Below are 26,270 nucleotides of genomic sequence, written 5' to 3'. Positions count from 1 at the left end.
ATATTTGTTACAGTGGCTAAACACGCTGACGCAGGGCGGCGAGAAAAAGAGAAGTTACTGGCTGGTGGAGGATTAGGTGGTGAAATAAAAAGGCCGTTGGGTTACTCTTCAGGCAGTTAAATGGGCATTTCTACACAGATAATGCGATGTTCAGATTCTGTAGACTTATAATGATAGATAATGATCCGTCTACAGCATGACAAACAAAAACAGATGCGTTACGGAACTTTACAAAAACGAGACACTCTAACCCTTTGCTTGCTCAAATTGCAGCTAATGGAGTGGCGTTTCGATAGCGCGTGGAAATTTGGTTTGGGGAGACTTTACCTCGGATGAGCGAGCAGTTAACGGACCAGGTCCTGGTTGAACGGGTCCAGAAGGGAGATCAGAAAGCCTTTAACTTACTGGTAGTGCGCTATCAGCATAAAGTGGCGAGTCTGGTTTCCCGCTATGTGCCGTCGGGTGATGTTCCCGATGTGGTACAAGAAGCTTTTATTAAAGCCTATCGTGCGCTGGATTCGTTCCGGGGAGATAGCGCTTTTTATACATGGCTGTATCGGATTGCTGTAAATACAGCGAAAAATTACCTGGTTGCTCAGGGGCGTCGTCCACCTTCCAGTGATGTGGATGCCATTGAAGCTGAAAACTTCGAAAGTGGCGGCGCGTTGAAAGAAATTTCGAACCCTGAGAACTTAATGTTGTCAGAAGAACTGAGACAGATAGTTTTCCGAACTATTGAGTCCCTCCCGGAAGATTTACGCATGGCAATAACCTTGCGGGAGCTGGATGGCCTGAGCTATGAAGAGATAGCCGCTATCATGGATTGTCCGGTAGGTACGGTGCGTTCACGTATCTTCCGAGCGAGGGAAGCTATTGATAACAAAGTTCAACCGCTTATCAGGCGTTGACGATAGCGGGATACTGGATAAGGGTATTAGGCATGCAGAAAGAACAACTTTCCGCTTTAATGGATGGCGAAACGCTGGATAGTGAGCTGCTTAACGAACTGGCTCATAACCCAGAAATGCAGAAAACCTGGGAAAGCTATCACTTAATCCGTGACTCAATGCGGGGTGATACTCCCGAGGTGCTCCATTTCGATATCTCTTCACGCGTGATGGCCGCCATTGAAGAAGAGCCAGTACGTCAACCGGCGACATTGATCCCGGAAGCCCAGCCTGCGCCGCATCAATGGCAGAAAATGCCATTCTGGCAGAAAGTACGTCCGTGGGCGGCACAGCTTACCCAAATGGGCGTAGCAGCATGCGTATCGCTTGCAGTTATCGTTGGCGTCCAGCACTATAATGGACAATCTGAAACGTCCCAGCAGCCCGAAACGCCGGTATTTAATACACTGCCGATGATGGGTAAAGCCAGCCCGGTAAGCCTGGGAGTACCTTCTGAAGCGACCGCAAACAATGGTCAACAGCAGCAGGTACAGGAGCAGCGTCGTCGCATTAATGCAATGTTGCAGGATTACGAACTGCAACGCCGACTCCACTCTGAACAGCTTCAGTTTGAGCAGGCACAAACCCAGCAAGCCGCTGTACAGGTGCCAGGAATTCAAACTTTAGGAACGCAATCGCAGTAATGAAGCAACTTTGGTTTGCCATGTCATTAGTGACAGGTAGCCTGTTATTCTCTGCTAACGCCTCGGCCACTCCCGCGTCCGGGGCGTTATTACAGCAGATGAACCTGGCTAGCCAGTCACTGAATTACGAGCTGTCATTCATCAGCATCAATAAACAAGGTGTTGAGTCTCTGCGTTATCGACATGCACGCCTCGATAACCGTCCGCTTGCACAGTTGTTGCAAATGGATGGCCCGCGCCGGGAAGTGGTACAGCGCGGCAATGAAATCAGCTACTTTGAGCCGGGCCTTGAACCGTTTACTCTTAATGGCGATTACATTGTTGATTCTCTGCCATCGCTCATCTATACCGATTTCAAACGCCTTTCTCCTTACTACGACTTTATCTCCGTCGGGCGCACGCGTATTGCTGATCGTCTTTGTGAAGTTATTCGCGTGGTTGCTCGTGATGGCACACGCTACAGCTACATTGTGTGGATGGACACCGAATCGAAATTACCGATGCGGGTTGACCTCCTTGATCGCGATGGTGAAACGCTGGAACAATTTCGCGTGATTGCTTTTAATGTCAATCAGGATATCAGCAGCAGTATGCAGACGCTGGCGAAGGCAAATTTGCCGCCGTTGCTTTCTGTTCCTGTAGGTGAAAAAGCCAAATTCAGCTGGACTCCCACCTGGTTGCCACAGGGTTTTAGCGAAGTTTCCAGTAGTCGACGTCCGCTACCGACGATGGACAACATGCCTATCGAATCACGTCTCTATTCCGACGGATTATTCAGCTTCTCGGTAAACGTTAACCGCGCTACGCCATCGAGCACCGATCAGATGTTGCGCACCGGACGCAGAACCGTCAGTACAAGCGTACGTGATAACGCCGAAATCACCATTGTCGGTGAACTGCCGCCGCAAACGGCGAAACGCATTGCCGAGAATATTAAGTTCGGGGCAGCGCAATGATCAAAGAGTGGGCTACCGTCGTCTCCTGGCAAAACGGGCAGGCGCTGGTCAGTTGTGATGTTAAAGCCTCATGCAGCAGCTGCGCTTCACGCGCCGGTTGCGGTAGCCGCGTGTTGAATAAACTTGGCCCGCAAACCACGCATACCATTGTCGTACCCTGTGATGAGCCGTTAGTGCCGGGGCAAAAAGTGGAATTGGGGATCGCCGAAGGCAGCCTGCTTAGCTCCGCATTACTGGTTTATATGTCGCCGCTGGTGGGATTATTCCTCATCGCTTCGCTATTTCAGCTACTCTTTGCTTCTGACGTCGCAGCATTATGTGGTGCGGTCCTCGGCGGTATTGGCGGGTTCCTGATTGCGCGTGGCTACTCGCGTAAGTTTGCTGCCCGGGCAGAATGGCAACCGATCATCTTAAGCGTGGCATTGCCGCCTGGCCTTGTGCGATTTGAAACATCTTCGGAAGACGCGAGCCAGTGATTTCACTGGCTTTGTTGCATTTTGCATAACAAATGCGAGGACGTTTCCAGATACCACAATCCATACGGTATGAACATTTCCTCGCCTCAATGTTGTAGTGTAGAATGCGGCGTTTCTATTAATACAGACGTTAAGCTCAGAACAGCGACTTCTAAAAGCCTGGTTAACCGGGCATTAAGGCACAATAATCATACTTTATGAAGAATATACGTAACTTTTCGATCATAGCTCACATTGACCACGGTAAATCGACGCTGTCTGACCGTATTATCCAGATCTGCGGTGGCCTGTCTGACCGTGAAATGGAGGCGCAGGTTCTCGATTCCATGGATCTTGAGCGTGAGCGTGGCATTACCATCAAAGCGCAAAGCGTGACGCTGGACTACAAAGCGTCTGACGGCGAAACCTATCAGCTTAACTTTATCGACACCCCGGGCCACGTAGACTTCTCCTATGAAGTTTCCCGTTCGCTGGCTGCCTGTGAAGGTGCATTGCTGGTGGTCGACGCCGGGCAGGGCGTGGAAGCGCAAACCCTGGCAAACTGCTACACCGCCATGGAAATGGATCTCGAAGTGGTGCCGGTACTGAACAAGATTGACCTGCCGGCAGCCGATCCTGAACGCGTGGCGGAAGAAATTGAAGATATCGTCGGCATCGACGCCACTGACGCGGTGCGCTGTTCAGCGAAAACCGGCGTTGGCGTGCAGGACGTTCTCGAACGTCTGGTGCGCGACATTCCGCCGCCGGAAGGCGATCCGGAAGGCCCGTTGCAGGCACTAATTATCGACTCATGGTTCGACAACTACCTGGGCGTTGTTTCACTTATCCGTATTAAAAACGGCACCCTGCGTAAGGGCGACAAAGTGAAAGTCATGAGTACCGGGCAGACCTATAACGCCGACCGTCTGGGCATCTTCACGCCGAAACAGGTTGACCGCACTGAACTGAAATGTGGCGAAGTAGGCTGGCTCGTATGTGCGATTAAAGATATCCACGGCGCTCCAGTCGGCGATACCTTAACGCTGGCGCGTAATCCGGCAGAAAAGGCGCTGCCTGGCTTTAAAAAAGTCAAACCGCAGGTATACGCCGGTCTGTTCCCGGTAAGTTCCGACGACTATGAGGCCTTCCGTGACGCGCTGGGTAAACTCAGCCTGAACGATGCCTCACTGTTCTATGAGCCGGAAAGCTCAAGCGCGCTGGGCTTTGGTTTCCGCTGCGGCTTCCTTGGCCTGCTGCACATGGAGATCATCCAGGAGCGTCTGGAACGTGAATACGATCTGGATCTGATCACCACTGCGCCGACCGTAGTGTATGAAGTTGAAACCACGTCAAGGGAAGTTATCTACGTCGACAGCCCATCCAAGCTGCCTGCGGTAAATAACATTTACGAACTGCGCGAGCCGATTGCAGAGTGTCACATGCTGCTGCCGCAGGCATATCTCGGCAACGTTATTACGCTGTGCGTAGAAAAACGCGGCGTGCAGACCAATATGGTTTACCACGGTAATCAGGTGGCGCTGACGTACGAGATCCCGATGGCGGAAGTGGTGCTCGACTTCTTCGATCGCCTGAAATCTACCTCGCGTGGTTATGCGTCTCTGGATTACAACTTCAAACGCTTCCAGGCGTCCGACATGGTACGTGTAGACGTATTAATCAACGGTGAACGTGTTGATGCGCTGGCGTTGATCACCCACCGTGATAATTCGCAAAACCGCGGTCGCGAGTTGGTGGAGAAGATGAAAGATCTGATCCCACGCCAGCAGTTTGATATCGCCATTCAGGCAGCGATTGGTACGCACATTATTGCGCGATCCACCGTGAAACAGCTGCGTAAAAACGTACTGGCTAAATGTTATGGCGGCGATATCAGCCGTAAGAAAAAGCTGCTGCAGAAGCAGAAAGAAGGTAAGAAACGCATGAAGCAGATCGGTAACGTCGAGCTGCCGCAGGAAGCGTTCCTCGCCATTCTGCACGTCGGCAAAGACAACAAATAACCCTTAGGAGTTGGCATGGCGAATATGTTTGCCCTGATTCTGGTGATTGCCACACTGGTGACGGGCATTTTATGGTGCGTGGATAAATTCTTTTTCGCACCTAAACGGCGGGAACGTCAGGCAGCGGCGCAGGCGGCTGCCGGTGACTCACTGGATAAAGCAACGTTGAAAAAGGTTGCGCCGAAGCCTGGCTGGCTGGAAACCGGTGCTTCTGTTTTTCCGGTACTGGCTATCGTATTGATTGTGCGTTCGTTTATTTATGAACCGTTCCAGATTCCGTCAGGTTCGATGATGCCGACTCTGTTAATCGGTGATTTTATTCTGGTAGAGAAGTTTGCTTATGGCATTAAAGATCCTATCTACCAGAAAACGCTGATCGAAACCGGTCATCCGAAACGCGGCGATATCGTGGTCTTTAAATATCCGGAAGATCCAAAGCTTGATTACATCAAGCGCGCGGTGGGTTTACCGGGCGATAAAGTCACTTACGATCCGGTCTCAAAAGAGCTGACGATTCAACCGGGATGCAGTTCCGGCCAGGCGTGTGAAAACGCGCTGCCGGTCACCTACTCAAACGTGGAACCGAGCGATTTCGTTCAGACCTTCTCACGCCGTAATGGTGGGGAAGCGACCAGCGGATTCTTTGAAGTGCCGAAAAACGAAACCAAAGAAAATGGAATTCGTCTTTCCGAGCGTAAAGAGACACTGGGTGATGTGACGCACCGCATTCTGACAGTGCCGATTGCGCAGGATCAGGTGGGGATGTATTACCAGCAGCCAGGGCAACAACTGGCAACCTGGATTGTTCCTCCGGGACAATACTTCATGATGGGCGACAACCGCGACAACAGCGCGGACAGCCGTTACTGGGGCTTTGTGCCTGAAGCGAATCTGGTCGGTCGGGCAACGGCTATCTGGATGAGCTTCGATAAGCAAGAAGGCGAATGGCCGACAGGTGTGCGCTTAAGTCGCATTGGCGGCATCCATTAATAGCTCATCTTCGTTCACGTTGTCGCCGTTATGGCGACAACGTGAATTATTTATGAGATAAATCTCCCGTGGCTAACGACATCCCCCGTCGTTGTGTATAGAATATTCCCCCGAAGTTTAAGGTTGGCACCTCCAGGTTGCCACGGCACACGAAACAGCGTTGGTCCCCATATACCGCTAAACTGAAACTGCAGCGAAGCAGTTAGCAGAGCCATGTATATCAGGTCTGTTTCGTGTGCTGAATTGTTGACGCATTTATTTATTGGTATCGCATGAACCCCATCGTAATTAATCGGCTTCAACGGAAGCTGGGCTACACTTTTAATCATCAGGAACTGTTGCAGCAGGCATTAACTCATCGTAGTGCCAGCAGCAAACATAACGAGCGTTTAGAATTTTTAGGCGACTCTATTCTGAGCTACGTTATCGCCAATGCGCTTTATCACCGTTTCCCTCGTGTGGATGAAGGCGATATGAGCCGGATGCGCGCCACGCTGGTCCGTGGCAATACGCTGGCGGAACTGGCGCGCGAATTTGAGTTAGGCGAGTGCTTACGTTTAGGACCAGGTGAACTTAAAAGCGGTGGATTTCGTCGTGAGTCAATTCTCGCCGACACCGTCGAAGCATTAATTGGTGGCGTATTCCTCGACAGTGATATTCAAACCGTCGAGAAATTAATCCTCAACTGGTATCAAACTCGTCTGGACGAAATTAGCCCAGGCGATAAACAAAAAGATCCGAAAACGCGCTTGCAAGAATATTTGCAGGGTCGTCATCTGCCGCTGCCGACTTATCTGGTAGTCCAGGTACGTGGCGAAGCGCACGATCAGGAATTTACAATCCACTGCCAGGTCAGCGGCCTGAGTGAACCGGTGGTTGGCACAGGTTCAAGCCGTCGTAAGGCTGAGCAGGCTGCCGCCGAACAGGCGTTGAAAAAACTGGAGCTGGAATGAGCATCGATAAAAGTTACTGCGGATTTATTGCCATCGTCGGACGTCCGAACGTTGGCAAATCCACATTGTTGAATAAATTGCTGGGGCAGAAAATCTCCATCACCTCCCGCAAGGCGCAGACAACTCGTCACCGCATTGTGGGGATCCATACTGAAGGCGCGTATCAGGCGATCTACGTCGATACACCGGGCCTGCATATGGAAGAAAAACGCGCCATTAACCGCCTGATGAACAAAGCGGCGAGCAGCTCTATTGGCGATGTTGAGCTGGTGATTTTTGTCGTTGAAGGCACCCGCTGGACGCCGGACGACGAAATGGTGCTCAACAAACTGCGCGAAGGCAAAGCGCCGGTAATCCTCGCGGTGAACAAAGTGGACAACGTGCAGGAGAAAGCCGATCTGCTGCCGCACCTGCAGTTCCTGGCAAGCCAGATGAACTTCCTCGATATCGTGCCAATCTCTGCCGAAACCGGGCTGAATGTTGACACTATTGCGGCAATCGTGCGTAAGCATCTACCTGAAGCGACTCATCACTTCCCGGAAGATTACATCACCGATCGCTCACAGCGTTTTATGGCGTCTGAAATCATCCGCGAAAAACTGATGCGTTTCCTCGGCGCTGAACTGCCGTACTCCGTGACCGTGGAGATCGAACGTTTCGTCTCTAACGAACGCGGTGGTTATGACATCAACGGTTTGATTCTCGTTGAGCGTGAAGGGCAGAAGAAGATGGTCATTGGCAACAAAGGGGCCAAGATCAAAACCATCGGGATTGAAGCGCGTAAAGACATGCAGGAAATGTTTGAAGCGCCTGTTCACCTTGAGCTGTGGGTAAAAGTGAAATCCGGTTGGGCCGACGACGAACGCGCACTGCGCAGTCTCGGTTACGTTGACGATCTTTAAGAGTAACTCCGATGGAAGGCTGGCAGCGCGCATTTGTCCTGCATAGTCGCCCGTGGAGCGAAACCAGCCTGATGCTGGACGTCTTCACGGAGGAATCGGGTCGCGTGCGTCTGGTTGCGAAAGGCGCACGCTCTAAACGCTCTACCCTGAAAGGTGCATTACAGCCTTTCACCCCTCTCTTGCTACGTTTCGGCGGGCGTGGCGAAGTCAAAACGCTGCGCAGTGCTGAAGCTGTCTCGCTGGCGCTGCCATTAAGCGGTATCACGCTTTACAGCGGTCTGTACATCAACGAACTTCTCTCCCGCGTACTGGAATACGAGACGCGCTTCTCTGAACTCTTTTTCGATTACTTGCACTGCATTCAGTCTCTTGCAGGGGGCACTGGTACGCCAGAACCCGCGCTGCGCCGCTTTGAACTGGCACTGCTCGGGCATCTGGGTTATGGCGTCAATTTTACCCATTGTGCGGGTAGCGGCGAGCCGGTAGATGACACCATGACGTATCGTTATCGCGAAGAAAAAGGGTTTATCGCAAGCGTCGTTATCGACAATAAAACGTTCACCGGAAGGCAGTTAAAAGCGTTAAACGCACGGGAATTTCCTGACGCAGACACACTGCGCGCCGCGAAACGCTTTACCCGCATGGCGCTTAAGCCGTATCTTGGCGGTAAACCTTTAAAGAGCAGGGAACTGTTCCGGCAATTTATGCCTAAGCGAACGGTGAAAACACATTATGAATGATGAGGATTGTCATGGCTGAATTACTGTTAGGCGTCAACATTGACCATATCGCTACGCTGCGCAACGCGCGCGGTACCGCTTACCCGGATCCGGTGCAGGCCGCGTTTATTGCCGAGCAGGCGGGGGCGGATGGCATTACCGTGCATTTACGTGAAGATCGCCGCCACATTACTGACCGCGATGTGCGCATCCTGCGTCAGACGCTGGATACCCGCATGAATCTGGAGATGGCGGTGACCGAAGAGATGCTGGCGATCGCGGTTGAGACGAAGCCGCATTTTTGCTGCCTGGTACCAGAAAAGCGTCAGGAAGTAACAACCGAAGGCGGCCTGGACGTTGCAGGGCAGCGTGACAAAATGCGCGATGCCTGCAAACGTCTGGCGGATGCCGGGATTCAGGTTTCTCTGTTTATCGACGCCGATGAAGAGCAGATCAAAGCTGCGGCAGAGGTTGGCGCACCGTTTATCGAGATCCACACCGGTTGCTATGCTGATGCCAAAACTGACGCCGAACAGGCGCAAGAGCTGGCGCGTATCGCCAAAGCCGCGACCTTTGCCGCTAGTCTCGGTTTGAAAGTTAACGCCGGACACGGTCTGACCTATCACAACGTAAAAGCCATTGCCGCCATCCCTGAGATGCACGAACTGAATATCGGTCATGCCATTATTGGTCGTGCAGTGATGACCGGACTGAAAGATGCGGTGGCAGAAATGAAGCGCCTGATGCTGGAAGCGCGTGGCTAATGGCAATATTAGGTTTAGGCACGGATATCGTAGAGATCGCTCGCATAGAAGCAGTGATCGCCCGATCCGGTGAGCGCCTGGCACGCCGCGTATTAAGCGATAACGAATGGGAAATTTGGAAAACGCACCACCAGCCGGTGCGTTTTCTGGCGAAACGCTTTGCCGTAAAAGAAGCCGCAGCAAAAGCGTTTGGCACCGGGATCCGCAATGGTCTGGCGTTTAATCAGTTTGAAGTATTTAACGATGAGCTTGGTAAGCCACGGCTGCGACTGTGGGGCGAGGCATTAAAACTGGCGGAAAAGCTGGGCGTTGCAAATATGCATGTGACGCTGGCCGATGAGCGCCACTATGCTTGCGCCACGGTAATTATTGAAAGTTAAAAATAATACCGTTCTCTTTAAAAAGTAAAACCCCCGAACTGGTAAGGAACGGGGGTTTTACTTTGTAACTTTAATTTAGTGCAGCACGCACCCTCAACAACAGCGATTATGGATCAGGGTAGTTATCTTTTACAAGCAACTTGCAATCTTTATCATAAAAACTCGAGCCTTTACGAAGAAAGCGATATTGATGGCAAGATTAACGTGACCGCCAATTCGTAAGTACATTAAAATTGGTTTCGTTATTGGCGATTTTGCTGTGCTTTACACCATGCCACAGAATTCCCCCATTGAAACGAGTGGTGTCGTCAAAGCTCTGGTGTGGAGTGCAGCATGCACCCTCAATAACTCGCACGTTCAGTTTTGGGGAGATGTAAGGGCTAATCTGAACGGCTGCATTCCTTGTTTAAGGAAAAACGAATGACTGATTGCCGATACCTTATTAAACGGGCCATCAAAATCATCATTGCTGTTTTACAGCTGATCCTTCTGTTCTTATAACACAAGGAAACGTACTTAAGGTGCGTCCGGTGAACCAGTCGGACGCACCTTTAATAACTATAAATAAGTGTCTGGGCAGATACTATATAAATTAACTTAGTGAATGTTTGTGCTAATAATCATCAATTAAATAAATATAATAGCGTTAAGGTTTCCCTATAAAATAATTAATACTCTACTTCAGGAGCAGAATATTAAATTTTATCCGCGTGGTGCATCAGCACAAATTTATCCCACAACTGTTCTTCTGTCTCGACATGTTGCGGATCTTTCACAATAGTATTGGGGATCGGGCACACCTTCTGGCAGGTTGGTGTCTCGTAGTGCCCTACGCATTCGGTACACTTATCGCTGTTAATCTCATAGATATGATCTCCCATTGAAATCGCCTCATTCGGGCATTCGGGTTCACACATATCACAATTGATGCATTTTTTAGTGATTAACAGCGCCATAAGGAAACTCTCAAAACAACACAAACCGGGCGGGCATTATACGCGCATTCTTTACTCAGACCAGTTTTTTCACCAGCGCTTCACTATGACGAATACGTTCTGGTGCCAGTTCCAGATCCTGCTGAATCAGCGCAATGAACAGCAAATCCGTTAACATTCCCTGCGCGTGACAAGCAGAGATTGAAGCACTGTTTGTCGCTTGTTCTTCGGCAATGGTATACAGGCAATGAGAAGCACGCTGTTGCAGGGCATTGGGAGTAAAGCCGGTAATCGCCAGCACTTTTCCGCCCACTCGCAGCATCTCATCTGCCGCCAGGTTTAACTCGCGTCGTACACCGGTGTAAGAAATGGCTAATAACAGATCGTCAGGGGACGACGCCTGTACGGTAGCGAGTAGCGCATGCATATCGCGCACTGCGGCAGCATTGAAGCCAATCTTCATCAGCTTCCAGGCAAAGTTTTGCGCCACCAGACCCGAAGCGCCAATACCGGTCAGAATTATCCGCCGCGCAGAGCGCAACATTGTTACGCATTCATGCAGTTTCTCTTCACTATTAACGTTTAGCGTTGCGTACATAGCGGCAGTATTTTCTTTAATCAGTTTTTCGCCGACCAGCCGTAACGGATCATCACCACGGATTTGGTTATGAATGGGCACGGAGGGCGATTCCGGCTGGCTTGCCAGCGCTTCACTCAACGCCAACTTAAGCGCCGGAAAACCTTTATAGCCGAGTTTTTGCGCGAACTTCACGACGCTGGACTGACTGACTCCGGCTTCGTTGGCCAGTTGCTGAGAGCTTAAATGGCGCGCCGTATCAGGTTGTAGCAGCAGATAATCCGCCAGTTTTTTATCACTCTGGGCAAGCCCCTGGTAACGCTGACGGATACGAAGTAAGCCGTTCATATCTTTCCTCGCGATGAAATAGTGGCGACAACAGGCAATATGAGACACACGCGAGTGAATTTTATATTCCATTGCCGCTAATTGCCATGAATTAAAAATTCCAGTTAGCCATGATGCGGTCGATTGTTGCCGGAAAAGTGATGATCTATCTGTTAGGCTATGTAGTAGCGAAAATTAATCAGGATGTTTCAGTCCAGAGGAGTATGGTTTGGCAACTCACGAGCGTCGTGTGGTGTTTTTTGACTTAGATGGAACATTGCATCAGCAGGATATGTTCGGCAGTTTTCTGCGCTATTTACTGCGTCGCCAACCGCTGAATGCGTTACTTGTCCTGCCGTTGTTGCCGATTATAGCCATTGCGTTATTGATAAAAGGTCGTGCGGCACGCTGGCCGATGAGTCTGCTTCTGTGGGGATGCACTTTTGGTCACAATGAAGCGCGTTTGCAGGCGTTGCAGGCCGATTTCGTACGCTGGTTTCGTGACAATGTTACCGCCTTTCCGCTGGTTCAGGAGCGATTAACCACCTACCTGTTAAGTTCTGATGCTGATATCTGGTTGATTACCGGCTCTCCGCAGCCGCTGGTTGAAGCGGTTTATTTCGATACGCCCTGGCTGCCGCGAGTTAATCTTATCGCTAGCCAAATTCAGCGTGGCTATGGTGGTTGGGTATTGACGATGCGTTGTCTGGGACATGAAAAGGTCGCACAACTGGAGCGCAAAATCGGCACGCCGCTGCGGCTGTACAGTGGCTATAGCGACAGTAATCAGGACAATCCGCTGCTTTATTTCTGTCAGCATCGTTGGCGAGTAACCCCGCGCGGTGAACTCCAGCAACTGGAATAGAGTAAAGCATAGCGTCCGTGTATAATGCGCCGCGCTTTTATAACCGGAGTTTTCTTTTTGTCTGAAGTCGAATTTAGCCACGAATACTGGATGCGTCATGCAATGACGCTGGCGAAGCGTGCCTGGGATGAGCGGGAAGTACCGGTCGGCGCGGTATTAGTGCATAACAATCGTGTTATTGGCGAAGGCTGGAACCGTCCTATTGGTCGACATGATCCCACCGCACATGCAGAAATCATGGCCCTGAGGCAGGGCGGTCTGGTGATGCAAAATTATCGTCTGATCGACGCCACGTTGTATGTCACGCTTGAACCATGTGTAATGTGTGCCGGAGCGATGATCCACAGTCGCATTGGTCGCGTGGTCTTTGGTGCGCGTGACGCGAAAACTGGCGCTGCGGGATCTTTAATGGATGTGCTGCATCATCCGGGTATGAATCACCGAGTGGAAATTACGGAAGGAATACTGGCGGATGAGTGCGCGGCGTTGCTCAGTGACTTCTTTCGCATGCGCCGCCAGGAAATTAAAGCGCAGAAAAAAGCGCAATCCTCGACGGATTAATTTTGTTTCTCTTCACTCCCTTTCCTGGAAAACAGCAGAGAGGGAGAATGGGGCAAATAGTTTGATGACGACTGGGAAAGAAACGAGAGAAAAGGAAATTTCTCTTTGCCCAACTCCGTAGGCGATACCGCCGGATAATCCTGCGCCAGTTGCATCGCCGCTTCTGTAGCCTGCTTCTCTTTCTCTTGCATATAACCCACCAGGCTAATCTGATACTTACGAATATTTTCGACATAAGCGTAGGCTTCATGCCCACGAGCGTAGCCGTAAGTCAGCTTGCTGTAATAGGGTTTCTGGCTAAGTAAAGGCAGACGCTGTTTTACGTCAGCCCAACTGTCAGGATTCCCTTTGGTTTTTGCCGTCAGGGCGCGGGCATCCAGCATATGCGCATAGCCCATATTGTACGCAGCGAGGGCAAACCAGATCCGCTCGTTCTCCGGCACACTTTCCGGCACTTTACTCATCATATCCTGCAAATAACGCACGCCACCGCTGATGCTCTGTTCGGCATCGGTACGATCCGTAATGCCGAGGCTTTGCGCGGTATTTTTGGTTAACATCATCATGCCGCGCACACCCGTCGGTGAAGTGGCCTGTGCATCCCAGTGCGATTCCTGATAAGCAATAGCGGCCAGCAAACGCCAGTCAATTTCTTCGGCGTATTTCTCAAACAGGGGCTTTAACTGCGGCAGTACCGCATCGACGGCGCGTAAAAATGTGCGCGTATCGACGTAATCAAAATCATCGCCATGCCCCAGGTATTTCTCTTCAATGCGTGCCAGCGTACCGTCTTCATTCATTTCGTTGAAGAAGTCGAGCAGGGCGGCGGAAAGGGTATTATCGCCATCTAACGGGCTAAACCAAGTCACCGGTTGTTCATCGGTGATATCGAGCGCTACGGCGAGCTCCGGGTGAACGCGCTGAAACAGGCTGATGGCGACAGAATCAGCAATGGTGTAATCGAGTTTTCCTTCGATGACATCTTCCATTAATTCCGCAGAGCCTTTTTTGTCGTCTACCTTCCAGCTTAATTCCGGGAATTTTGTTTCTTTCAGGGTCTGGAGATCGTTAACCACCACATGACCCGGTGCAACGGTGAGTTGCTCCGCCGTCAGGTTGCCCAGCGTACGTGGGCGATACTGACCCACTTTATAAACCAGTTGTTGTGACACGGAATAATAGGTAGGGCCAGGCTGATAATTTTTTACCCGCTCACTGTTATAGACAAGTCCTGCCGCCAGCAGGTCGGCGTTACCATTATCGAGGTCGTCAAACAGCTGGCTGATATTCTGCCGCACGGTCACTTTCAGTTTTACACCGAGGTAATCGGCAAACTGTTTCGCCAGTTCGTAATCCAGGCCAAAAGGTTTCCCGTTGATTTCGTTATAAGTCAGGGGAGTATGAATGGTGCTCACACGCAACTCTCCCCGCGCTTGAATGGCGGCGATACGGTTGTCGGCTTTACCAAACCAGGGAATGGATGGCCAGAGAGCGACCGCGAGCAGCAGTGCCAGAATGCCGATGAACAGATAATTAATCTTTAATTTTTTCAATTAGTTAATTCTCTGTGTCGTGCGCGTCCCAGCTTGAAAAAACGTAATAATAGTGAAAGGTTTACTCATAAATGAGCGGCATTTTGCGTAAACCTGCGCCAGATGGCAACTTATTACAGCCATTGGCGGCACGCGTTGCTAATTCACGATGGTGATTTTATTTCCACGCAAACGGTTTCGTCAGCGCATCAGATTCTTTATAATGACGCCCGTTTCCCCCCCTTGGGTACACCGAAAGCTTAGAAGACGAGAGACTTATGATGGAAATTCTGCGTGGTTCGCCTGCACTGTCGGCATTCCGAATCAACAAACTGCTGGCACGTTTTCAGGCTGCCAGGCTCCCGGTTCACAATATTTACGCCGAGTATGTCCATTTTGCTGACCTCAATGCGCCGTTAAACGATGATGAGCACGCACAACTTGAACGCCTGCTGAAATATGGCCCGGCACTCGCCAGCCACGCCCCGCAAGGCAAACTCCTGCTGGTGACCCCGCGTCCTGGCACCATCTCTCCCTGGTCTTCGAAAGCGACCGATATTGCCCATAACTGCGGGCTACAACAGGTAAACCGCCTTGAGCGCGGCGTTGCTTACTATATAGAAGCCGGTACGCTGACCAATGAACAATGGCAGCAGGTTACCGCTGAACTGCACGACCGCATGATGGAAACGGTCTTTTTTGCTTTAGATGATGCAGAGCAGTTGTTTGCCCACCATCAACCGACTCCGGTTACCAGCGTTGATTTGCTGGGGCAGGGCCGTCAGGCGCTGATCGACGCTAACCTGCGTCTTGGCCTGGCTCTGGCGGAAGATGAAATTGACTATCTGCAGGATGCTTTCACAAAGCTTGGTCGTAACCCGAACGACATCGAGCTGTATATGTTCGCTCAGGCGAACTCTGAGCACTGCCGCCACAAAATTTTTAATGCCGACTGGATTATCGACGGTGAACAGCAGCCGAAATCGCTGTTCAAGATGATCAAAAATACTTTCGAAACCACGCCAGATCACGTTCTCTCTGCTTATAAAGATAACGCCGCCGTAATGGAAGGTTCTGAAGTGGGCCGCTACTTTGCTGACCACGAAACGGGCCGCTACGATTTCCATCAGGAACCGGCGCATATTCTGATGAAAGTCGAAACTCACAACCACCCGACGGCGATTTCTCCGTGGCCGGGCGCGGCGACCGGTTCCGGCGGCGAAATTCGTGATGAAGGCGCCACCGGACGCGGCGCGAAGCCGAAAGCGGGTTTGGTTGGTTTCTCCGTTTCCAACCTGCGAATTCCTGGCTTCGAACAGCCGTGGGAAGAAGATTTCGGTAAGCCTGAGCGCATTGTCACCGCGCTGGACATCATGACCGAAGGCCCGCTGGGCGGCGCGGCGTTTAACAACGAATTTGGTCGTCCGGCACTGAATGGCTACTTCCGTACTTATGAAGAAAAAGTGAACAGCCACAACGGCGAAGAGCTGCGCGGTTATCACAAACCGATCATGCTGGCGGGCGGGATCGGCAACATTCGCGCCGATCACGTACAAAAAGGCGAGATCAACGTCGGTGCGAAACTGGTCGTTCTCGGCGGCCCGGCAATGAACATCGGTCTTGGCGGCGGAGCGGCGTCTTCCATGGCGTCAGGTCAGTCTGATGCCGACCTCGACTTTGCTTCCGTACAGCGCGACAACCCGGAGATGGAGCGTCGCTGCCAGGAAGTGATCGACCGTTGCTGGCAGCTTGGTGATGCCAACCCAATCCTGTTTATCCACGACGTCGGCGCTGGCGGTCTTTCTAACGCGATGCCGGAACTGGTGAGCGACGGCGGGCGCGGCGGTAAATTTGAACTGCGCGATATTCTAAGCGACGAACCGGGCATGAGCCCGCTGGAAATCTGGTGTAACGAATCCCAGGAACGCTACGTGCTGGCGGTTGCTGCCGATCAATTACCGCTGTTTGACGAACTGTGTAAGCGTGAGCGCGCACCCTACGCGGTGATTGGTGAAGCGACCGAAGAACTGCATCTTTCTCTGCACGATCGTCATTTTGATAATCAGCCGATCGATCTGCCGCTGGACGTCCTGCTTGGTAAAACGCCGAAGATGACCCGCGATGTACAAACGCTGAAAGCGAAGGGCGATGCGCTGGTCCGTGAAGGGATCACCATTGCAGACGCGGTGAAACGCGTACTGCATCTGCCGACCGTGGCGGAGAAAACTTTCCTGGTGACCATCGGTGACCGCAGCGTAACCGGCATGGTGGCGCGCGATCAGATGGTGGGGCCGTGGCAGGTGCCGGTCGCTAACTGCGCGGTCACTACCGCCAGCCTCGACAGCTACTACGGTGAAGCGATGGCGATTGGCGAGCGTGCGCCGGTTGCGCTGCTGGATTTCGCCGCCTCTGCCCGTCTGGCGGTCGGTGAAGCGTTAACCAATATTGCCGCAACACAGATTGGCGATATCAAACGCATTAAACTTTCCGCCAACTGGATGGCGGCGGCAGGCCACCCTGGTGAAGATGCGGGCCTGTATGAAGCCGTTAAAGCCGTGGGCGAAGAGCTTTGTCCGGCGCTGGGCCTGACGATCCCGGTGGGTAAAGACTCTATGTCGATGAAAACCCGCTGGCAGGAAGGTAACGAAGAGCGCGAAATGACGTCGCCGCTGTCGCTGGTGATTTCTGCATTTGCCCGCGTGGAAGATGTACGTCACACCATCACGCCGCAGCTTTCTACCGAAGATAACGCACTGCTGCTGATTGATTTGGGCAAAGGCAATAACGCGCTGGGCGCAACGGCGCTGGCGCAGGTTTATCGTCAGCTTGGCGACAAACCGGCAGATGTACGCGATGTCGCGCAACTGAAAGGCTTCTATGACGCGATTCAGGCGCTGGTTGCACAGCGTAAGCTGCTGGCGTATCACGACCGCTCTGATGGCGGCCTGCTGGTAACGCTGGCGGAAATGGCCTTTGCTGGTCATTGCGGCATTGACGCGGATATCGCCACTCTGGGTGACGATCGCCTGGCGGCGTTGTTTAACGAAGAACTGGGTGCGGTCATTCAGGTTCGTGCCGCTGACCGTGAAGCGGTCGAGTCCGTACTGGCACAGCATGGGCTTGCTGATTGCGTCCATTATGTTGGGCAGGCGGTTTCCGGTGACCGTTTTGTGATTACCGCCAACGGGCAGACTGTATTCAGCGAAAGCCGCACTACGTTGCGTGTCTGGTGGGCAGAAACTACCTGGCAGATGCAGCGCCTGCGTGACAACCCGGAGTGTGCCGATCAGGAGCATCAGGCGAAATCAAACGACGCCGATCCGGGCCTGAATGTAAAACTGTCGTTCGATATCAACGAAGATGTGGCAGCACCGTATATTGCCACTGGCGCACGTCCGAAAGTTGCCGTACTGCGTGAGCAGGGCGTGAACTCGCATGTTGAAATGGCGGCAGCTTTCCACCGTGCGGGCTTTGATGCTATCGACGTGCATATGAGCGACCTGCTGACTGGACGCACGGGACTGGAGGATTTCCACGCCCTGGTCGCGTGCGGTGGTTTCTCCTACGGTGATGTGCTGGGTGCCGGTGAAGGTTGGGCGAAGTCTATCCTGTTCAATGACCGTGTACGCGATGAGTTTGCAACCTTCTTCCACCGTCCGCAAACGCTGGCGCTGGGGGTATGTAACGGTTGCCAGATGATGTCTAATCTGCGTGAACTGATCCCAGGTAGTGAGTTGTGGCCACGTTTTGTGCGCAATACCTCCGATCGCTTTGAAGCGCGTTTCAGCCAGGTTGAAGTGACCCAAAGCCCGTCGCTGCTGTTGCAGGGGATGGTGGGCTCGCAAATGCCGATTGCTGTCTCTCATGGTGAAGGGCGCGTGGAAGTGCGTGATGCGGCGCATCTGGCGGCACTGGAAAGCAAAGGCCTGGTGGCACTGCGCTATGTCGATAACTTCGGCAAAGTCACTGAAACCTACCCGGCTAACCCGAACGGTTCTCCGAACGGTATTACGGCGGTCACGACTGAAAGCGGTCGAGTCACCATTATGATGCCGCACCCGGAACGTGTTTTCCGTACTGTCAGCAACTCCTGGCATCCGGAAAACTGGGGCGAGGATGGCCCATGGATGCGCATTTTCCGCAATGCACGTAAGCAGTTGGGGTAAGCCGTCAAACTCATTGGTTTTGCAGCCCGGATGAGGCATTCACACCGCATCCGGCATTAAGCACCAACCACTATCATAAGCTCCCAACTCCGGGAGCTTTTTTGTGTCTGTAAATCACGACAATGGGTGGTTTGCTGTGTCGCTTTTTGGTGACATTTAACTCATTGATTTTAATGTCATCTAATAAGTTTTTCTTAAGTTGTCTCTTTTTAGCGACACAGTGGCTGATTTACATTCAAATAGCGGGGAAGCCATAAACCCCTCAAAGCAACGTATAATCAGTACGTTACCAAACTATTTTCTTTATTGGCACAGTTACTGCATAATAGTAACCAGTGGCTCATTCACCGACTTATGTCAGCCCCTTCGGGACGTGCTACATAAAATTCGAATGACGCACAACAAGGTGCCTGCCGTCCAACTTCTGATATCAGCGTAGCTATATCAACCATCGGGCGAAACGTCGAGTTAGGCACCGCCTTATTCCATAACAAAGCCGGGTAATTCCCGGCTTTGTTGTATCTGAACTTCCCCTCGGTTAGCATCAGGCTATTCGCGTCTGACGAGAGTAACACCTTGAAACGCTGGCCCGTTTTTCCCCGCTCATTACGACAACTGGTAATGCTGGCATTTTTGCTGATTCTGCTGCCCCTGTTGGTGCTGGCATGGCAAGCCTGGCAAAGCCTGAATGCGCTTAGCGACCAGGCGGCGCTGGTCAACCGCACCACGCTTATCGATGCCCGGCGCAGCGAAGCAATGACCAACGCGGCGCTGGAGATGGAGCGTAGCTACCGTCAGTATTGCGTGCTGGATGACCCTACGCTTGCGAAGGTTTATCAAAGCCAGCGCAAGCGTTACAGCGAAATGCTCGATGCCCACGCAGGCGTACTGCCAGACGATAAACTTTACCAGGCATTGCGTCAGGATTTGAACAATCTGGCCCAACTTCAGTGTAACAACAGTGGTCCCGATGCTGCCGCCGCCGCGCGTCTTGAAGCCTTTGCCAGTGCCAATACCGAAATGGTGCAGGCCACGCGCACAGTGGTGTTCTCTCGTGGGCAGCAACTTCAGCGTGAAATCGCCGAACGTGGGCAATATTTTGGTTGGCAATCGCTGGTGCTATTTCTGGTGAGTCTGGTAATGGTACTGCTTTTCACGCGTATGATTATTGGTCCGGTGAAAAATATCGAGAGGATGATCAACCGGTTGGGGGAAGGGCGTTCTCTGGGCAATAGCGTTTCGTTCAGTGGACCGAGCGAGTTACGCTCGGTTGGGCAACGTATTCTTTGGTTAAGTGAGCGCCTGTCATGGCTGGAATCCCAACGCCATCAATTTTTAAGACATTTATCTCATGAATTAAAAACGCCACTGGCGAGTATGCGCGAGGGCACTGAATTACTGGCTGATCAGGTTGTCGGGCCGCTTACGCCAGAGCAAAAAGAGGTGGTGAGCATTCTTGATAGCAGCAGCCGCAATTTGCAAAAACTGATCGAACAACTGCTTGATTACAACCGTAAACAGGCGGACAGTGCGGTGGAACTGGAGAATGTTGAATTAGCACCGCTGGTGGAGACAGTGGTTTCTGCTCATAGCCTGCCCGCACGGGCTAAAATGATGCATACCGACGTCGATCTCAAAGCAACAGCTTGCCTGGCGGAGCCAATGCTGCTGATGAGCGTACTGGATAATCTTTACTCCAATGCGGTGCACTACGGGGCTGAATCCGGTAACATTTGCCTTCGCAGCAGTTTACATGGTGCGCGGGTTTATATTGATGTCATCAATACAGGCACGCCCATTCCGCAAGAGGAACGCGCCATGATCTTCGAACCCTTTTTTCAGGGAAGCCACCAGCGAAAAGGGGCGGTGAAGGGCAGCGGTCTGGGATTAAGCATTGCCAGGGATTGTATTCGCCGTATGCAAGGGGAACTGTATCTGGTCGACGAGAGCGGGCAAGACGTTTGTTTCCGCATTGAATTACCGTCGTCGAAAAACACGAAATAATGCAAACAGCCTATCCCATCAGGCTATTTTATTTGTCAGTTCGGCCCCGGGCAGTGCTCGAAATCCTCACGTACGACATGTACGCTCCGGTTTCTCCGCGCTGTCCATGTCCAAACTGTCTGCAACAATTACGCCCACTGGGATAGGCTTTAAGTCTGGTGAATATGCGACACATTTTTCAACGATTATTGCCCCGACGGCTGTGGCTGGCAGGGCTGCCATGTCTGGCATTGCTGGGTTGCGTGCAGAATCACAATAAGCCAGCCATTGATACGCCAGCAGAAGAAAAAATTCCGGTTTATCAACTGGCTGACTATCTTTCTACTGAATGTAGCGACATCTGGGCGCTGCAAGGTAAATCAACCGAAACCAATCCGCTTTACTGGCTGCGGGCGATGGATTGTGCTGATCGTTTAATGCCTGCGCAGTCGCGTCAGCAAGCCCGCCAATATGACGACGGCAGCTGGCAAAATACCTTTAAACAAGGGATTTTGCTCGCCGACGCCAAAATTACGCCGTATGAGCGCCGCCAGCTGGTCGCGCGCATTGATGCGTTAAGTACCGAGATCCCGGCACAGGTTCGCCCACTGTATCAACTCTGGCGCGACGGTCAGGCGCTGCAACTGCAACTGGCGGAAGAGCGCCAACGCTACAGCAAACTCCAGCAGTCCAGTGACAGCGAGCTGGATACTTTGCGCCAGCAACATCACGTTCTACAACAGCAGCTGGAACTCACCACCCGCAAGCTGGAAAACCTGACCGATATTGAACGCCAGCTCTCGACCCGCAAACCGGCTGGAAATTTCTCGCCGGATACGCCGCACGAGGGTGAAAAGCCCGCGCCATCCATCCATGAGGTCACTCCTGATGAGCCATAAACCTGCGCATTTATTATTGGTCGATGACGATCCGGGATTGCTGAAACTGCTTGGCCTGCGCCTGACCAGCGAAGGCTACAGTGTGGTCACGGCGGAAAGTGGCGCTGAAGGATTACGGGTACTGAATCGCGAAAAAGTAGATTTAGTTATCAGCGACCTGCGGATGGATGAAATGGACGGTATGCAGCTGTTTGCTGAAATCCAGAAAGTGCAGCCGGGAATGCCGGTAATTATTCTTACCGCGCATGGTTCTATTCCTGATGCCGTTGCTGCAACACAGCAGGGCGTTTTTAGTTTCCTCACCAAGCCTGTCGATAAAGACGCGCTATATCAGGCAATTGATGATGCGCTGGAACAATCCGCGCCAGCCACCGACGAACGCTGGCGCGAGGCGATTGTTACCCGCAGCCCGCTGATGCTGCGTTTGCTGGAACAGGCGCGGCTGGTGGCGCAATCAGACGTCAGCGTTTTGATTAATGGCCAGAGCGGCACCGGGAAAGAGATTTTCGCCCAGGCTATCCACAACGCCAGCCCGCGCAATAGCAAACCATTTATTGCTATTAACTGTGGTGCATTGCCTGAGCAATTGCTGGAGTCGGAGCTGTTTGGTCATGCGCGTGGCGCGTTTACTGGCGCTGTCAGCAATCGCGAAGGTTTATTCCAGGCGGCGGAAGGCGGAACGCTATTTCTCGATGAGATTGGCGATATGCCTGCGCCGTTGCAGGTCAAACTGTTGCGCGTGTTGCAGGAGCGTAAAGTGCGCCCGCTGGGCAGTAACCGCGATATTGATATCAATGTACGGATTATTTCTGCCACTCACCGTGATCTGCCAAAAGCGATGGCGCGCGGGGAATTCCGCGAAGACCTCTATTACCGCCTCAACGTTGTCAGCCTGAAAATTCCGGCACTGGCGGAGCGCACAGAAGACATTCCGCTACTGGCAAATCACCTGTTGCGCCAGGCGGCAGAGCGACATAAACCGTTTGTCCGCGCGTTCTCTACCGATGCGATGAAACGCCTGATGACCGCGAGCTGGCCGGGTAATGTGCGCCAGTTGGTCAACGTGATTGAACAGTGCGTGGCGCTGACCTCATCTCCGGTGATTAGTGATGCATTAGTAGAGCAGGCGCTGGAGGGCGAAAACACGGCGCTGCCAACCTTTGTTGAGGCGCGTAATCAGTTTGAACTCAACTATTTGCGTAAGCTGCTGCAAATTACCAAAGGCAACGTCACCCACGCGGCGAGAATGGCGGGGCGCAACCGGACAGAATTTTATAAACTGCTTTCCCGACACGAGCTGGATGCAAACGATTTCAAGGAATGAATTGGCGTTATGTGTTACGTTTAGCAGATCAAAAGACAGGCGACCTTTTCAAGGAATAGCATGAAAAAGATTGATGCGATTATTAAACCCTTCAAGCTGGACGATGTCCGCGAAGCACTGGCTGAAGTCGGCATTACCGGCATGACGGTCACTGAGGTGAAAGGTTTTGGCCGTCAGAAAGGCCATACCGAGCTGTACCGCGGCGCGGAGTATATGGTGGATTTTCTGCCGAAAGTGAAAATTGAGATTGTCGTACCGGACGACATTGTCGATACCTGTGTCGATACCATTATTCGCACGGCGCAAACCGGCAAAATCGGTGACGGTAAAATCTTCGTCTTTGACGTGGCACGGGTCATTCGCATCCGTACCGGTGAAGAGGACGACGCGGCAATTTAAACCGCGTCAAGGGTTGCCGGATGTTTCCATCCGGCAACATCAAATCACAGCACCTTATGCGGGCCAAAGCATTCGTAATGAATGTTTTCCTGCTTCACGCCCAGATCCACTAACTGTTTCGCGGCAAACTGCATGAAGCCAACCGGGCCGCAGAGATAGAACTGCATTGTCGGATCGCTGAACGCACCTTCCAGTTTGCTCAAATCCATCAGACCTTCGCTATCAAACTGACCTTTAGCGCGATCGGCTTCGCTCGGCTGACGATACCAGGTGTGCGCGGTAAAGCGCGGCAGTGACTGCCCCAGTTCCTTAACTTCATCGGCAAAGGCGTGAACATCGCCATTTTCTGCCGCATGGAACCAGTTCACTTGTGCTGTGTGGCCTGCTTTTGCCAGCGTGTCGAGCATTGCCAGCATTGGCGTTTGACCAACACCGGCAGAGATTAACGTCACTGGTGTGTCATCTGCGACAGCCATAAAGAAATCACCTGCCGGAGCGACCAGTTTCACGACATCGCCAACATTGGCGTGATTGTGCAACCAGTTGGATACCTGCCCACCCTCTTCGCGTTTCACCGCAATACGATAGCCTTTGCCATCCGGTTTGCGAGTCAAAGAGTACTGACGAATTTCCTGATGCGGGAAACCTTCCGGCTTCAGCCAGACGCCGAGATATTGCCCCGGACGGTATTCTGCCACTGCGCCACCGTCGACCGGCTCCAGTTCGAAGCTGGTGATAAGCGCGCTGCGAGGTGTTTTAGCCACAATGCGGAAATCGCGAGTACCTTCCCAGCCACCGGCTTTGCTGGCGTTTTCGTTATAGATTTCCGCCTCGCGATTGATAAATACATTAGCCAGTACACCATAGGCTTTACCCCACGCGTCCAGTACTTCCTGCCCCGGGCTGAACATTTCGTCCAGCGTTGCCAACAGGTGTTCACCGACGATGTTGTACTGTTCCGGTTTGATCTGGAAACTGGTGTGCTTCTGCGCGATTTTTTCTACCGCTGGCAGCAGCGCAGGCAGGTTTTCAATATTACTGGCGTAGGCGGCAATAGCGTTAAACAGGGCTTCACGTTGATCGCCATTACGCTGGTTACTCATGTTAAAAATTTCTTTGAGTTCTGGGTTATGAGTAAACATACGGTCGTAGAAATGGGCGGTTAACTTTGGCCCCGTTTCCACCAGTAAAGGGATGGTGGCTTTTACTGTAGCGATGGTTTGAGCGTCAAGCATATGGTCTTCCTTTTTTTGCATCTTAATTGATGTATCTCAAATGCATCTTATAAAAAATAGCCCTGCAATGTAAATGGTTCTTTGGTGTTTTTCAGAAAGAATGTGATGAAGTGAAAAATTTGCATCACAAACCTGAAAAGAAATCCGTTTCCGGTTGCAAGCTCTTTATTCTCCAAAGCCTTGCGTAGCCTGAAGGTAATCGTTTGCGTAAATTCCTTTGTCAAGACCTGTTATCGCACAATGATTCGGTTATACTGTTCGCCGTTGTCCAACAGGACCGCCTATAAAGGCCAAAAATTTTATTGTTAGCTGAGTCAGGAGATGCGGATGTTAAAGCGTGAAATGAACATTGCCGATTATGATGCCGAACTGTGGCAGGCTATGGAGCAGGAAAAAGTACGTCAGGAAGAGCACATCGAACTGATCGCCTCCGAAAACTACACCAGCCCGCGCGTAATGCAGGCGCAGGGTTCTCAGCTGACCAACAAATATGCTGAAGGTTATCCGGGCAAACGCTACTACGGCGGTTGCGAGTATGTTGATATCGTTGAACAACTGGCGATCGATCGTGCGAAAGAACTGTTCGGCGCTGACTACGCTAACGTCCAGCCGCACTCCGGCTCCCAGGCTAACTTTGCGGTCTACACCGCGCTGCTGGAACCAGGTGATACCGTTCTGGGTATGAACCTGGCGCATGGCGGTCACCTGACTCACGGTTCTCCGGTTAACTTCTCCGGTAAACTGTACAACATCGTTCCTTACGGTATCGATGCTACCGGTCATATCGACTACGCCGATCTGGAAAAACAAGCCAAAGAACACAAGCCGAAAATGATTATCGGTGGTTTCTCTGCATATTCCGGCGTGGTTGACTGGGCGAAAATGCGTGAAATCGCTGACAGCATCGGTGCTTACCTGTTTGTTGATATGGCGCACGTTGCGGGCCTGGTTGCTGCTGGCGTCTACCCGAACCCGGTTCCTCATGCTCACGTTGTTACTACCACCACTCACAAAACCCTGGCGGGTCCGCGCGGCGGCCTGATCCTGGCGAAAGGTGGTAGCGAAGAGCTGTACAAAAAACTGAACTCTGCCGTTTTCCCTGGTGGTCAGGGCGGTCCGTTGATGCACGTAATCGCCGGTAAAGCGGTTGCTCTGAAAGAAGCGATGGAGCCTGAGTTCAAAACTTACCAGCAGCAGGTCGCTAAAAACGCTAAAGCGATGGTAGAAGTGTTCCTGGAACGCGGCTACAAAGTGGTTTCCGGCGGTACTGATAACCATCTGTTCCTGGTTGATCTGGTCGATAAAAACCTGACCGGTAAAGAAGCAGACGCCGCTCTGGGCCGTGCTAACATCACCGTCAACAAAAACAGCGTACCGAACGATCCGAAGAGCCCGTTTGTGACCTCCGGTATTCGCGTGGGTACTCCGGCAATTACGCGTCGCGGCTTCAAAGAAGCAGAAGCGAAAGAACTGGCTGGCTGGATGTGTGACGTGCTGGACAGCATCAATGATGAAGCCGTTATCGAGCGCATCAAAGGTAAAGTTCTCGACATCTGCGCACGTTACCCGGTTTACGCATAAGCGAAACGGTGATTTGCTGACAATGTGCTCGTTGTTCATGTTGGATGCGGCATGAACACCTTCTTAGGCCTACAAAATCTTGCAAATTCAATATATTGCAATCTCCGTGTAGGCCTGATAAGCGTAGCGCATCAGGCAATTTTTCGTTTATGATCATC

25 protein-coding genes are annotated in these 26,270 nt (G+C 51.9%); 21 read left to right on the top strand and 4 right to left on the bottom strand.

The features are described 5' to 3' along the window. The first annotated feature begins 180 nt into the window (after nt 1-180). The 13 genes from rseD to shoB all read left to right on the top strand — a co-directional run bounded on the left by rseD (nt 181) and on the right by shoB (nt 10,229). Nucleotides 181-336 carry a rpoE leader peptide RseD gene (rseD, locus tag HUZ68_RS16840; protein WP_001303621.1) on the top strand — a complete coding sequence of 52 codons (156 nt, stop codon included), beginning with the start codon at nt 181-183 and terminating at the stop codon, nt 334-336. Continuing rightward, the gene (rpoE, locus tag HUZ68_RS16835) at nt 333-908 is read left to right on the top strand and encodes an RNA polymerase sigma factor RpoE (protein ID WP_001295364.1); all 576 of its coding nucleotides are present in this window, start codon (nt 333-335) and stop codon (nt 906-908) included. Before rseD ends, rpoE begins: the two co-directional genes overlap by 4 nt. 32 nt (nt 909-940) lie before the next feature. Continuing rightward, a complete protein-coding gene (rseA, locus tag HUZ68_RS16830) occupies nt 941-1,591 on the top strand; it encodes an anti-sigma-E factor RseA (protein ID WP_001168459.1) in 651 nt (216 codons plus the stop codon). Beyond that, nucleotides 1,591-2,547: a sigma-E factor regulatory protein RseB gene (rseB, locus tag HUZ68_RS16825; RefSeq protein ID WP_000812053.1), complete on the top strand. Its 957-nt coding sequence runs from the start codon at nt 1,591-1,593 to the stop codon at nt 2,545-2,547. The genes rseA and rseB overlap by 1 nt, the downstream gene beginning before the upstream one ends. Next, nucleotides 2,544-3,023, top strand: a complete 480-nt coding sequence (rseC, locus tag HUZ68_RS16820; RefSeq protein ID WP_000589070.1) for a SoxR-reducing system protein RseC — start codon at nt 2,544-2,546, stop codon at nt 3,021-3,023. Before rseB ends, rseC begins: the two co-directional genes overlap by 4 nt. Nucleotides 3,024-3,220: 197 nt before the next feature. Beyond that, nucleotides 3,221-5,020 (top strand): translation elongation factor 4, encoded by a 1,800-nt coding sequence (gene lepA, locus HUZ68_RS16815; RefSeq protein ID WP_000790168.1) that lies wholly within the window; start codon nt 3,221-3,223, stop codon nt 5,018-5,020. A 15-nt stretch (nt 5,021-5,035) separates the two neighbouring features. After that, nucleotides 5,036-6,010 carry a signal peptidase I gene (lepB, locus tag HUZ68_RS16810; RefSeq protein ID WP_000002542.1) on the top strand — a complete coding sequence of 325 codons (975 nt, stop codon included), beginning with the start codon at nt 5,036-5,038 and terminating at the stop codon, nt 6,008-6,010. Between the two features lie 272 nt (nt 6,011-6,282). Beyond that, entirely contained in the window at nt 6,283-6,963 is a 681-nt protein-coding gene (rnc, locus tag HUZ68_RS16805; protein WP_001068343.1) for a ribonuclease III, read from the top strand. Further along, entirely contained in the window at nt 6,960-7,865 is a 906-nt protein-coding gene (gene era / locus HUZ68_RS16800) for a GTPase Era (protein WP_000020749.1), read from the top strand. The genes rnc and era overlap by 4 nt, the downstream gene beginning before the upstream one ends. 11 nt (nt 7,866-7,876) lie before the next feature. Continuing rightward, nucleotides 7,877-8,605 (top strand): DNA repair protein RecO, encoded by a 729-nt coding sequence (gene recO / locus HUZ68_RS16795; RefSeq protein ID WP_000399401.1) that lies wholly within the window; start codon nt 7,877-7,879, stop codon nt 8,603-8,605. A gap of 11 nt (nt 8,606-8,616) precedes the next feature. Then, complete coding sequence (gene pdxJ / locus HUZ68_RS16790) at nt 8,617-9,348, top strand: pyridoxine 5'-phosphate synthase (RefSeq protein ID WP_001297412.1); 732 nt, start codon at nt 8,617-8,619, stop codon at nt 9,346-9,348. Continuing rightward, nucleotides 9,348-9,728, top strand: coding sequence for a holo-ACP synthase (gene acpS, locus HUZ68_RS16785; RefSeq protein ID WP_000986037.1), 381 nt, complete (start codon nt 9,348-9,350; stop codon nt 9,726-9,728). The genes pdxJ and acpS overlap by 1 nt, the downstream gene beginning before the upstream one ends. 420 nt (nt 9,729-10,148) lie before the next feature. After that, nucleotides 10,149-10,229, top strand: coding sequence for a type I toxin-antitoxin system toxin ShoB (gene shoB, locus HUZ68_RS16780; protein ID WP_000128773.1), 81 nt, complete (start codon nt 10,149-10,151; stop codon nt 10,227-10,229). A gap of 194 nt (nt 10,230-10,423) precedes the next feature. Here the strand turns inward: shoB and yfhL are convergent, their stop codons facing one another. Continuing rightward, nucleotides 10,424-10,684 carry a 4Fe-4S dicluster ferredoxin YfhL gene (yfhL, locus tag HUZ68_RS16775; protein ID WP_001196285.1) on the bottom strand — a complete coding sequence of 87 codons (261 nt, stop codon included), beginning with the start codon at nt 10,682-10,684 and terminating at the stop codon, nt 10,424-10,426. 55 nt (nt 10,685-10,739) lie between these two features. Beyond that, nucleotides 10,740-11,588, bottom strand: coding sequence for a MurR/RpiR family transcriptional regulator (locus HUZ68_RS16770; RefSeq protein ID WP_001013779.1), 849 nt, complete (start codon nt 11,586-11,588; stop codon nt 10,740-10,742). Between the two features lie 208 nt (nt 11,589-11,796). Between HUZ68_RS16770 and yfhb the strand changes: the two genes are divergently transcribed. Both yfhb and tadA read left to right on the top strand, forming a co-directional pair. Further along, nucleotides 11,797-12,432, top strand: a complete 636-nt coding sequence (gene yfhb / locus HUZ68_RS16765) for a phosphatidylglycerophosphatase C (protein ID WP_000190644.1) — start codon at nt 11,797-11,799, stop codon at nt 12,430-12,432. Nucleotides 12,433-12,489: 57 nt separating this feature from the next. Continuing rightward, nucleotides 12,490-12,993: a tRNA adenosine(34) deaminase TadA gene (gene tadA / locus HUZ68_RS16760; RefSeq protein WP_001301544.1), complete on the top strand. Its 504-nt coding sequence runs from the start codon at nt 12,490-12,492 to the stop codon at nt 12,991-12,993. On the opposite strand, the gene mltF is transcribed toward tadA, so the two are convergent. After that, a complete protein-coding gene (gene mltF, locus HUZ68_RS16755) occupies nt 12,990-14,546 on the bottom strand; it encodes a membrane-bound lytic murein transglycosylase MltF (protein ID WP_033815564.1) in 1,557 nt (518 codons plus the stop codon). The two genes, tadA and mltF, sit on opposite strands and share 4 nt — an antisense overlap. 257 nt (nt 14,547-14,803) lie before the next feature. Between mltF and purL the strand changes: the two genes are divergently transcribed. The 5 genes from purL to glnB all read left to right on the top strand — a co-directional run bounded on the left by purL (nt 14,804) and on the right by glnB (nt 23,296). Continuing rightward, nucleotides 14,804-18,691 carry a phosphoribosylformylglycinamidine synthase gene (purL, locus tag HUZ68_RS16750; protein WP_239593934.1) on the top strand — a complete coding sequence of 1,296 codons (3,888 nt, stop codon included), beginning with the start codon at nt 14,804-14,806 and terminating at the stop codon, nt 18,689-18,691. Between the two features lie 576 nt (nt 18,692-19,267). Continuing rightward, nucleotides 19,268-20,695 (top strand): two component system sensor histidine kinase QseE/GlrK, encoded by a 1,428-nt coding sequence (gene qseE, locus HUZ68_RS16745; protein WP_001297612.1) that lies wholly within the window; start codon nt 19,268-19,270, stop codon nt 20,693-20,695. A gap of 164 nt (nt 20,696-20,859) precedes the next feature. Then, nucleotides 20,860-21,573, top strand: coding sequence for a two-component system QseEF-associated lipoprotein QseG (qseG, locus tag HUZ68_RS16740; RefSeq protein ID WP_239593933.1), 714 nt, complete (start codon nt 20,860-20,862; stop codon nt 21,571-21,573). Further along, nucleotides 21,563-22,897 carry a two-component system response regulator GlrR gene (glrR, locus tag HUZ68_RS16735; RefSeq protein WP_001295369.1) on the top strand — a complete coding sequence of 445 codons (1,335 nt, stop codon included), beginning with the start codon at nt 21,563-21,565 and terminating at the stop codon, nt 22,895-22,897. The genes qseG and glrR overlap by 11 nt, the downstream gene beginning before the upstream one ends. Before the next feature lie 60 nt (nt 22,898-22,957). After that, complete coding sequence (glnB, locus tag HUZ68_RS16730) at nt 22,958-23,296, top strand: nitrogen regulatory protein P-II (protein ID WP_000717694.1); 339 nt, start codon at nt 22,958-22,960, stop codon at nt 23,294-23,296. A gap of 44 nt (nt 23,297-23,340) precedes the next feature. On the opposite strand, the gene hmpA is transcribed toward glnB, so the two are convergent. Beyond that, nucleotides 23,341-24,531 carry an NO-inducible flavohemoprotein gene (gene hmpA, locus HUZ68_RS16725; protein ID WP_000883120.1) on the bottom strand — a complete coding sequence of 397 codons (1,191 nt, stop codon included), beginning with the start codon at nt 24,529-24,531 and terminating at the stop codon, nt 23,341-23,343. A gap of 327 nt (nt 24,532-24,858) precedes the next feature. Here hmpA and glyA point away from each other — a divergent pair, with 327 nt between their 5' ends. Continuing rightward, on the top strand, nt 24,859-26,112 hold the full coding sequence (glyA, locus tag HUZ68_RS16720; protein WP_000919159.1) for a serine hydroxymethyltransferase: 1,254 nt from the start codon (nt 24,859-24,861) through the stop codon (nt 26,110-26,112). Nucleotides 26,113-26,270: the final 158 nt, after the last annotated feature.

It is taken from the genome of Shigella dysenteriae (assembly GCF_022354085.1).
Classification (GTDB): Bacteria; Pseudomonadota; Gammaproteobacteria; order Enterobacterales; family Enterobacteriaceae; genus Escherichia; species Escherichia coli.
This window is presented reverse-complemented; position numbering and strand designations above follow the sequence as displayed.

Coding starts and splice junctions, on each gene's coding strand:
- rseD (WP_001303621.1), top strand. CDS start 181: ATGATCCGTCTACAGCATGACAAACAAAAACAGATGCGTTACGGAACT.
- rpoE (WP_001295364.1), top strand. CDS start 333: ATGAGCGAGCAGTTAACGGACCAGGTCCTGGTTGAACGGGTCCAGAAG.
- rseA (WP_001168459.1), top strand. CDS start 941: ATGCAGAAAGAACAACTTTCCGCTTTAATGGATGGCGAAACGCTGGAT.
- rseB (WP_000812053.1), top strand. CDS start 1,591: ATGAAGCAACTTTGGTTTGCCATGTCATTAGTGACAGGTAGCCTGTTA.
- rseC (WP_000589070.1), top strand. CDS start 2,544: ATGATCAAAGAGTGGGCTACCGTCGTCTCCTGGCAAAACGGGCAGGCG.
- lepA (WP_000790168.1), top strand. CDS start 3,221: ATGAAGAATATACGTAACTTTTCGATCATAGCTCACATTGACCACGGT.
- lepB (WP_000002542.1), top strand. CDS start 5,036: ATGGCGAATATGTTTGCCCTGATTCTGGTGATTGCCACACTGGTGACG.
- rnc (WP_001068343.1), top strand. CDS start 6,283: ATGAACCCCATCGTAATTAATCGGCTTCAACGGAAGCTGGGCTACACT.
- era (WP_000020749.1), top strand. CDS start 6,960: ATGAGCATCGATAAAAGTTACTGCGGATTTATTGCCATCGTCGGACGT.
- recO (WP_000399401.1), top strand. CDS start 7,877: ATGGAAGGCTGGCAGCGCGCATTTGTCCTGCATAGTCGCCCGTGGAGC.
- pdxJ (WP_001297412.1), top strand. CDS start 8,617: ATGGCTGAATTACTGTTAGGCGTCAACATTGACCATATCGCTACGCTG.
- acpS (WP_000986037.1), top strand. CDS start 9,348: ATGGCAATATTAGGTTTAGGCACGGATATCGTAGAGATCGCTCGCATA.
- shoB (WP_000128773.1), top strand. CDS start 10,149: ATGACTGATTGCCGATACCTTATTAAACGGGCCATCAAAATCATCATT.
- yfhL (WP_001196285.1), bottom strand. CDS start 10,684: ATGGCGCTGTTAATCACTAAAAAATGCATCAATTGTGATATGTGTGAA.
- HUZ68_RS16770 (WP_001013779.1), bottom strand. CDS start 11,588: ATGAACGGCTTACTTCGTATCCGTCAGCGTTACCAGGGGCTTGCCCAG.
- purL (WP_239593934.1), top strand. CDS start 14,804: ATGATGGAAATTCTGCGTGGTTCGCCTGCACTGTCGGCATTCCGAATC.
- qseG (WP_239593933.1), top strand. CDS start 20,860: ATGCGACACATTTTTCAACGATTATTGCCCCGACGGCTGTGGCTGGCA.
- glrR (WP_001295369.1), top strand. CDS start 21,563: ATGAGCCATAAACCTGCGCATTTATTATTGGTCGATGACGATCCGGGA.
- glnB (WP_000717694.1), top strand. CDS start 22,958: ATGAAAAAGATTGATGCGATTATTAAACCCTTCAAGCTGGACGATGTC.
- hmpA (WP_000883120.1), bottom strand. CDS start 24,531: ATGCTTGACGCTCAAACCATCGCTACAGTAAAAGCCACCATCCCTTTA.
- glyA (WP_000919159.1), top strand. CDS start 24,859: ATGTTAAAGCGTGAAATGAACATTGCCGATTATGATGCCGAACTGTGG.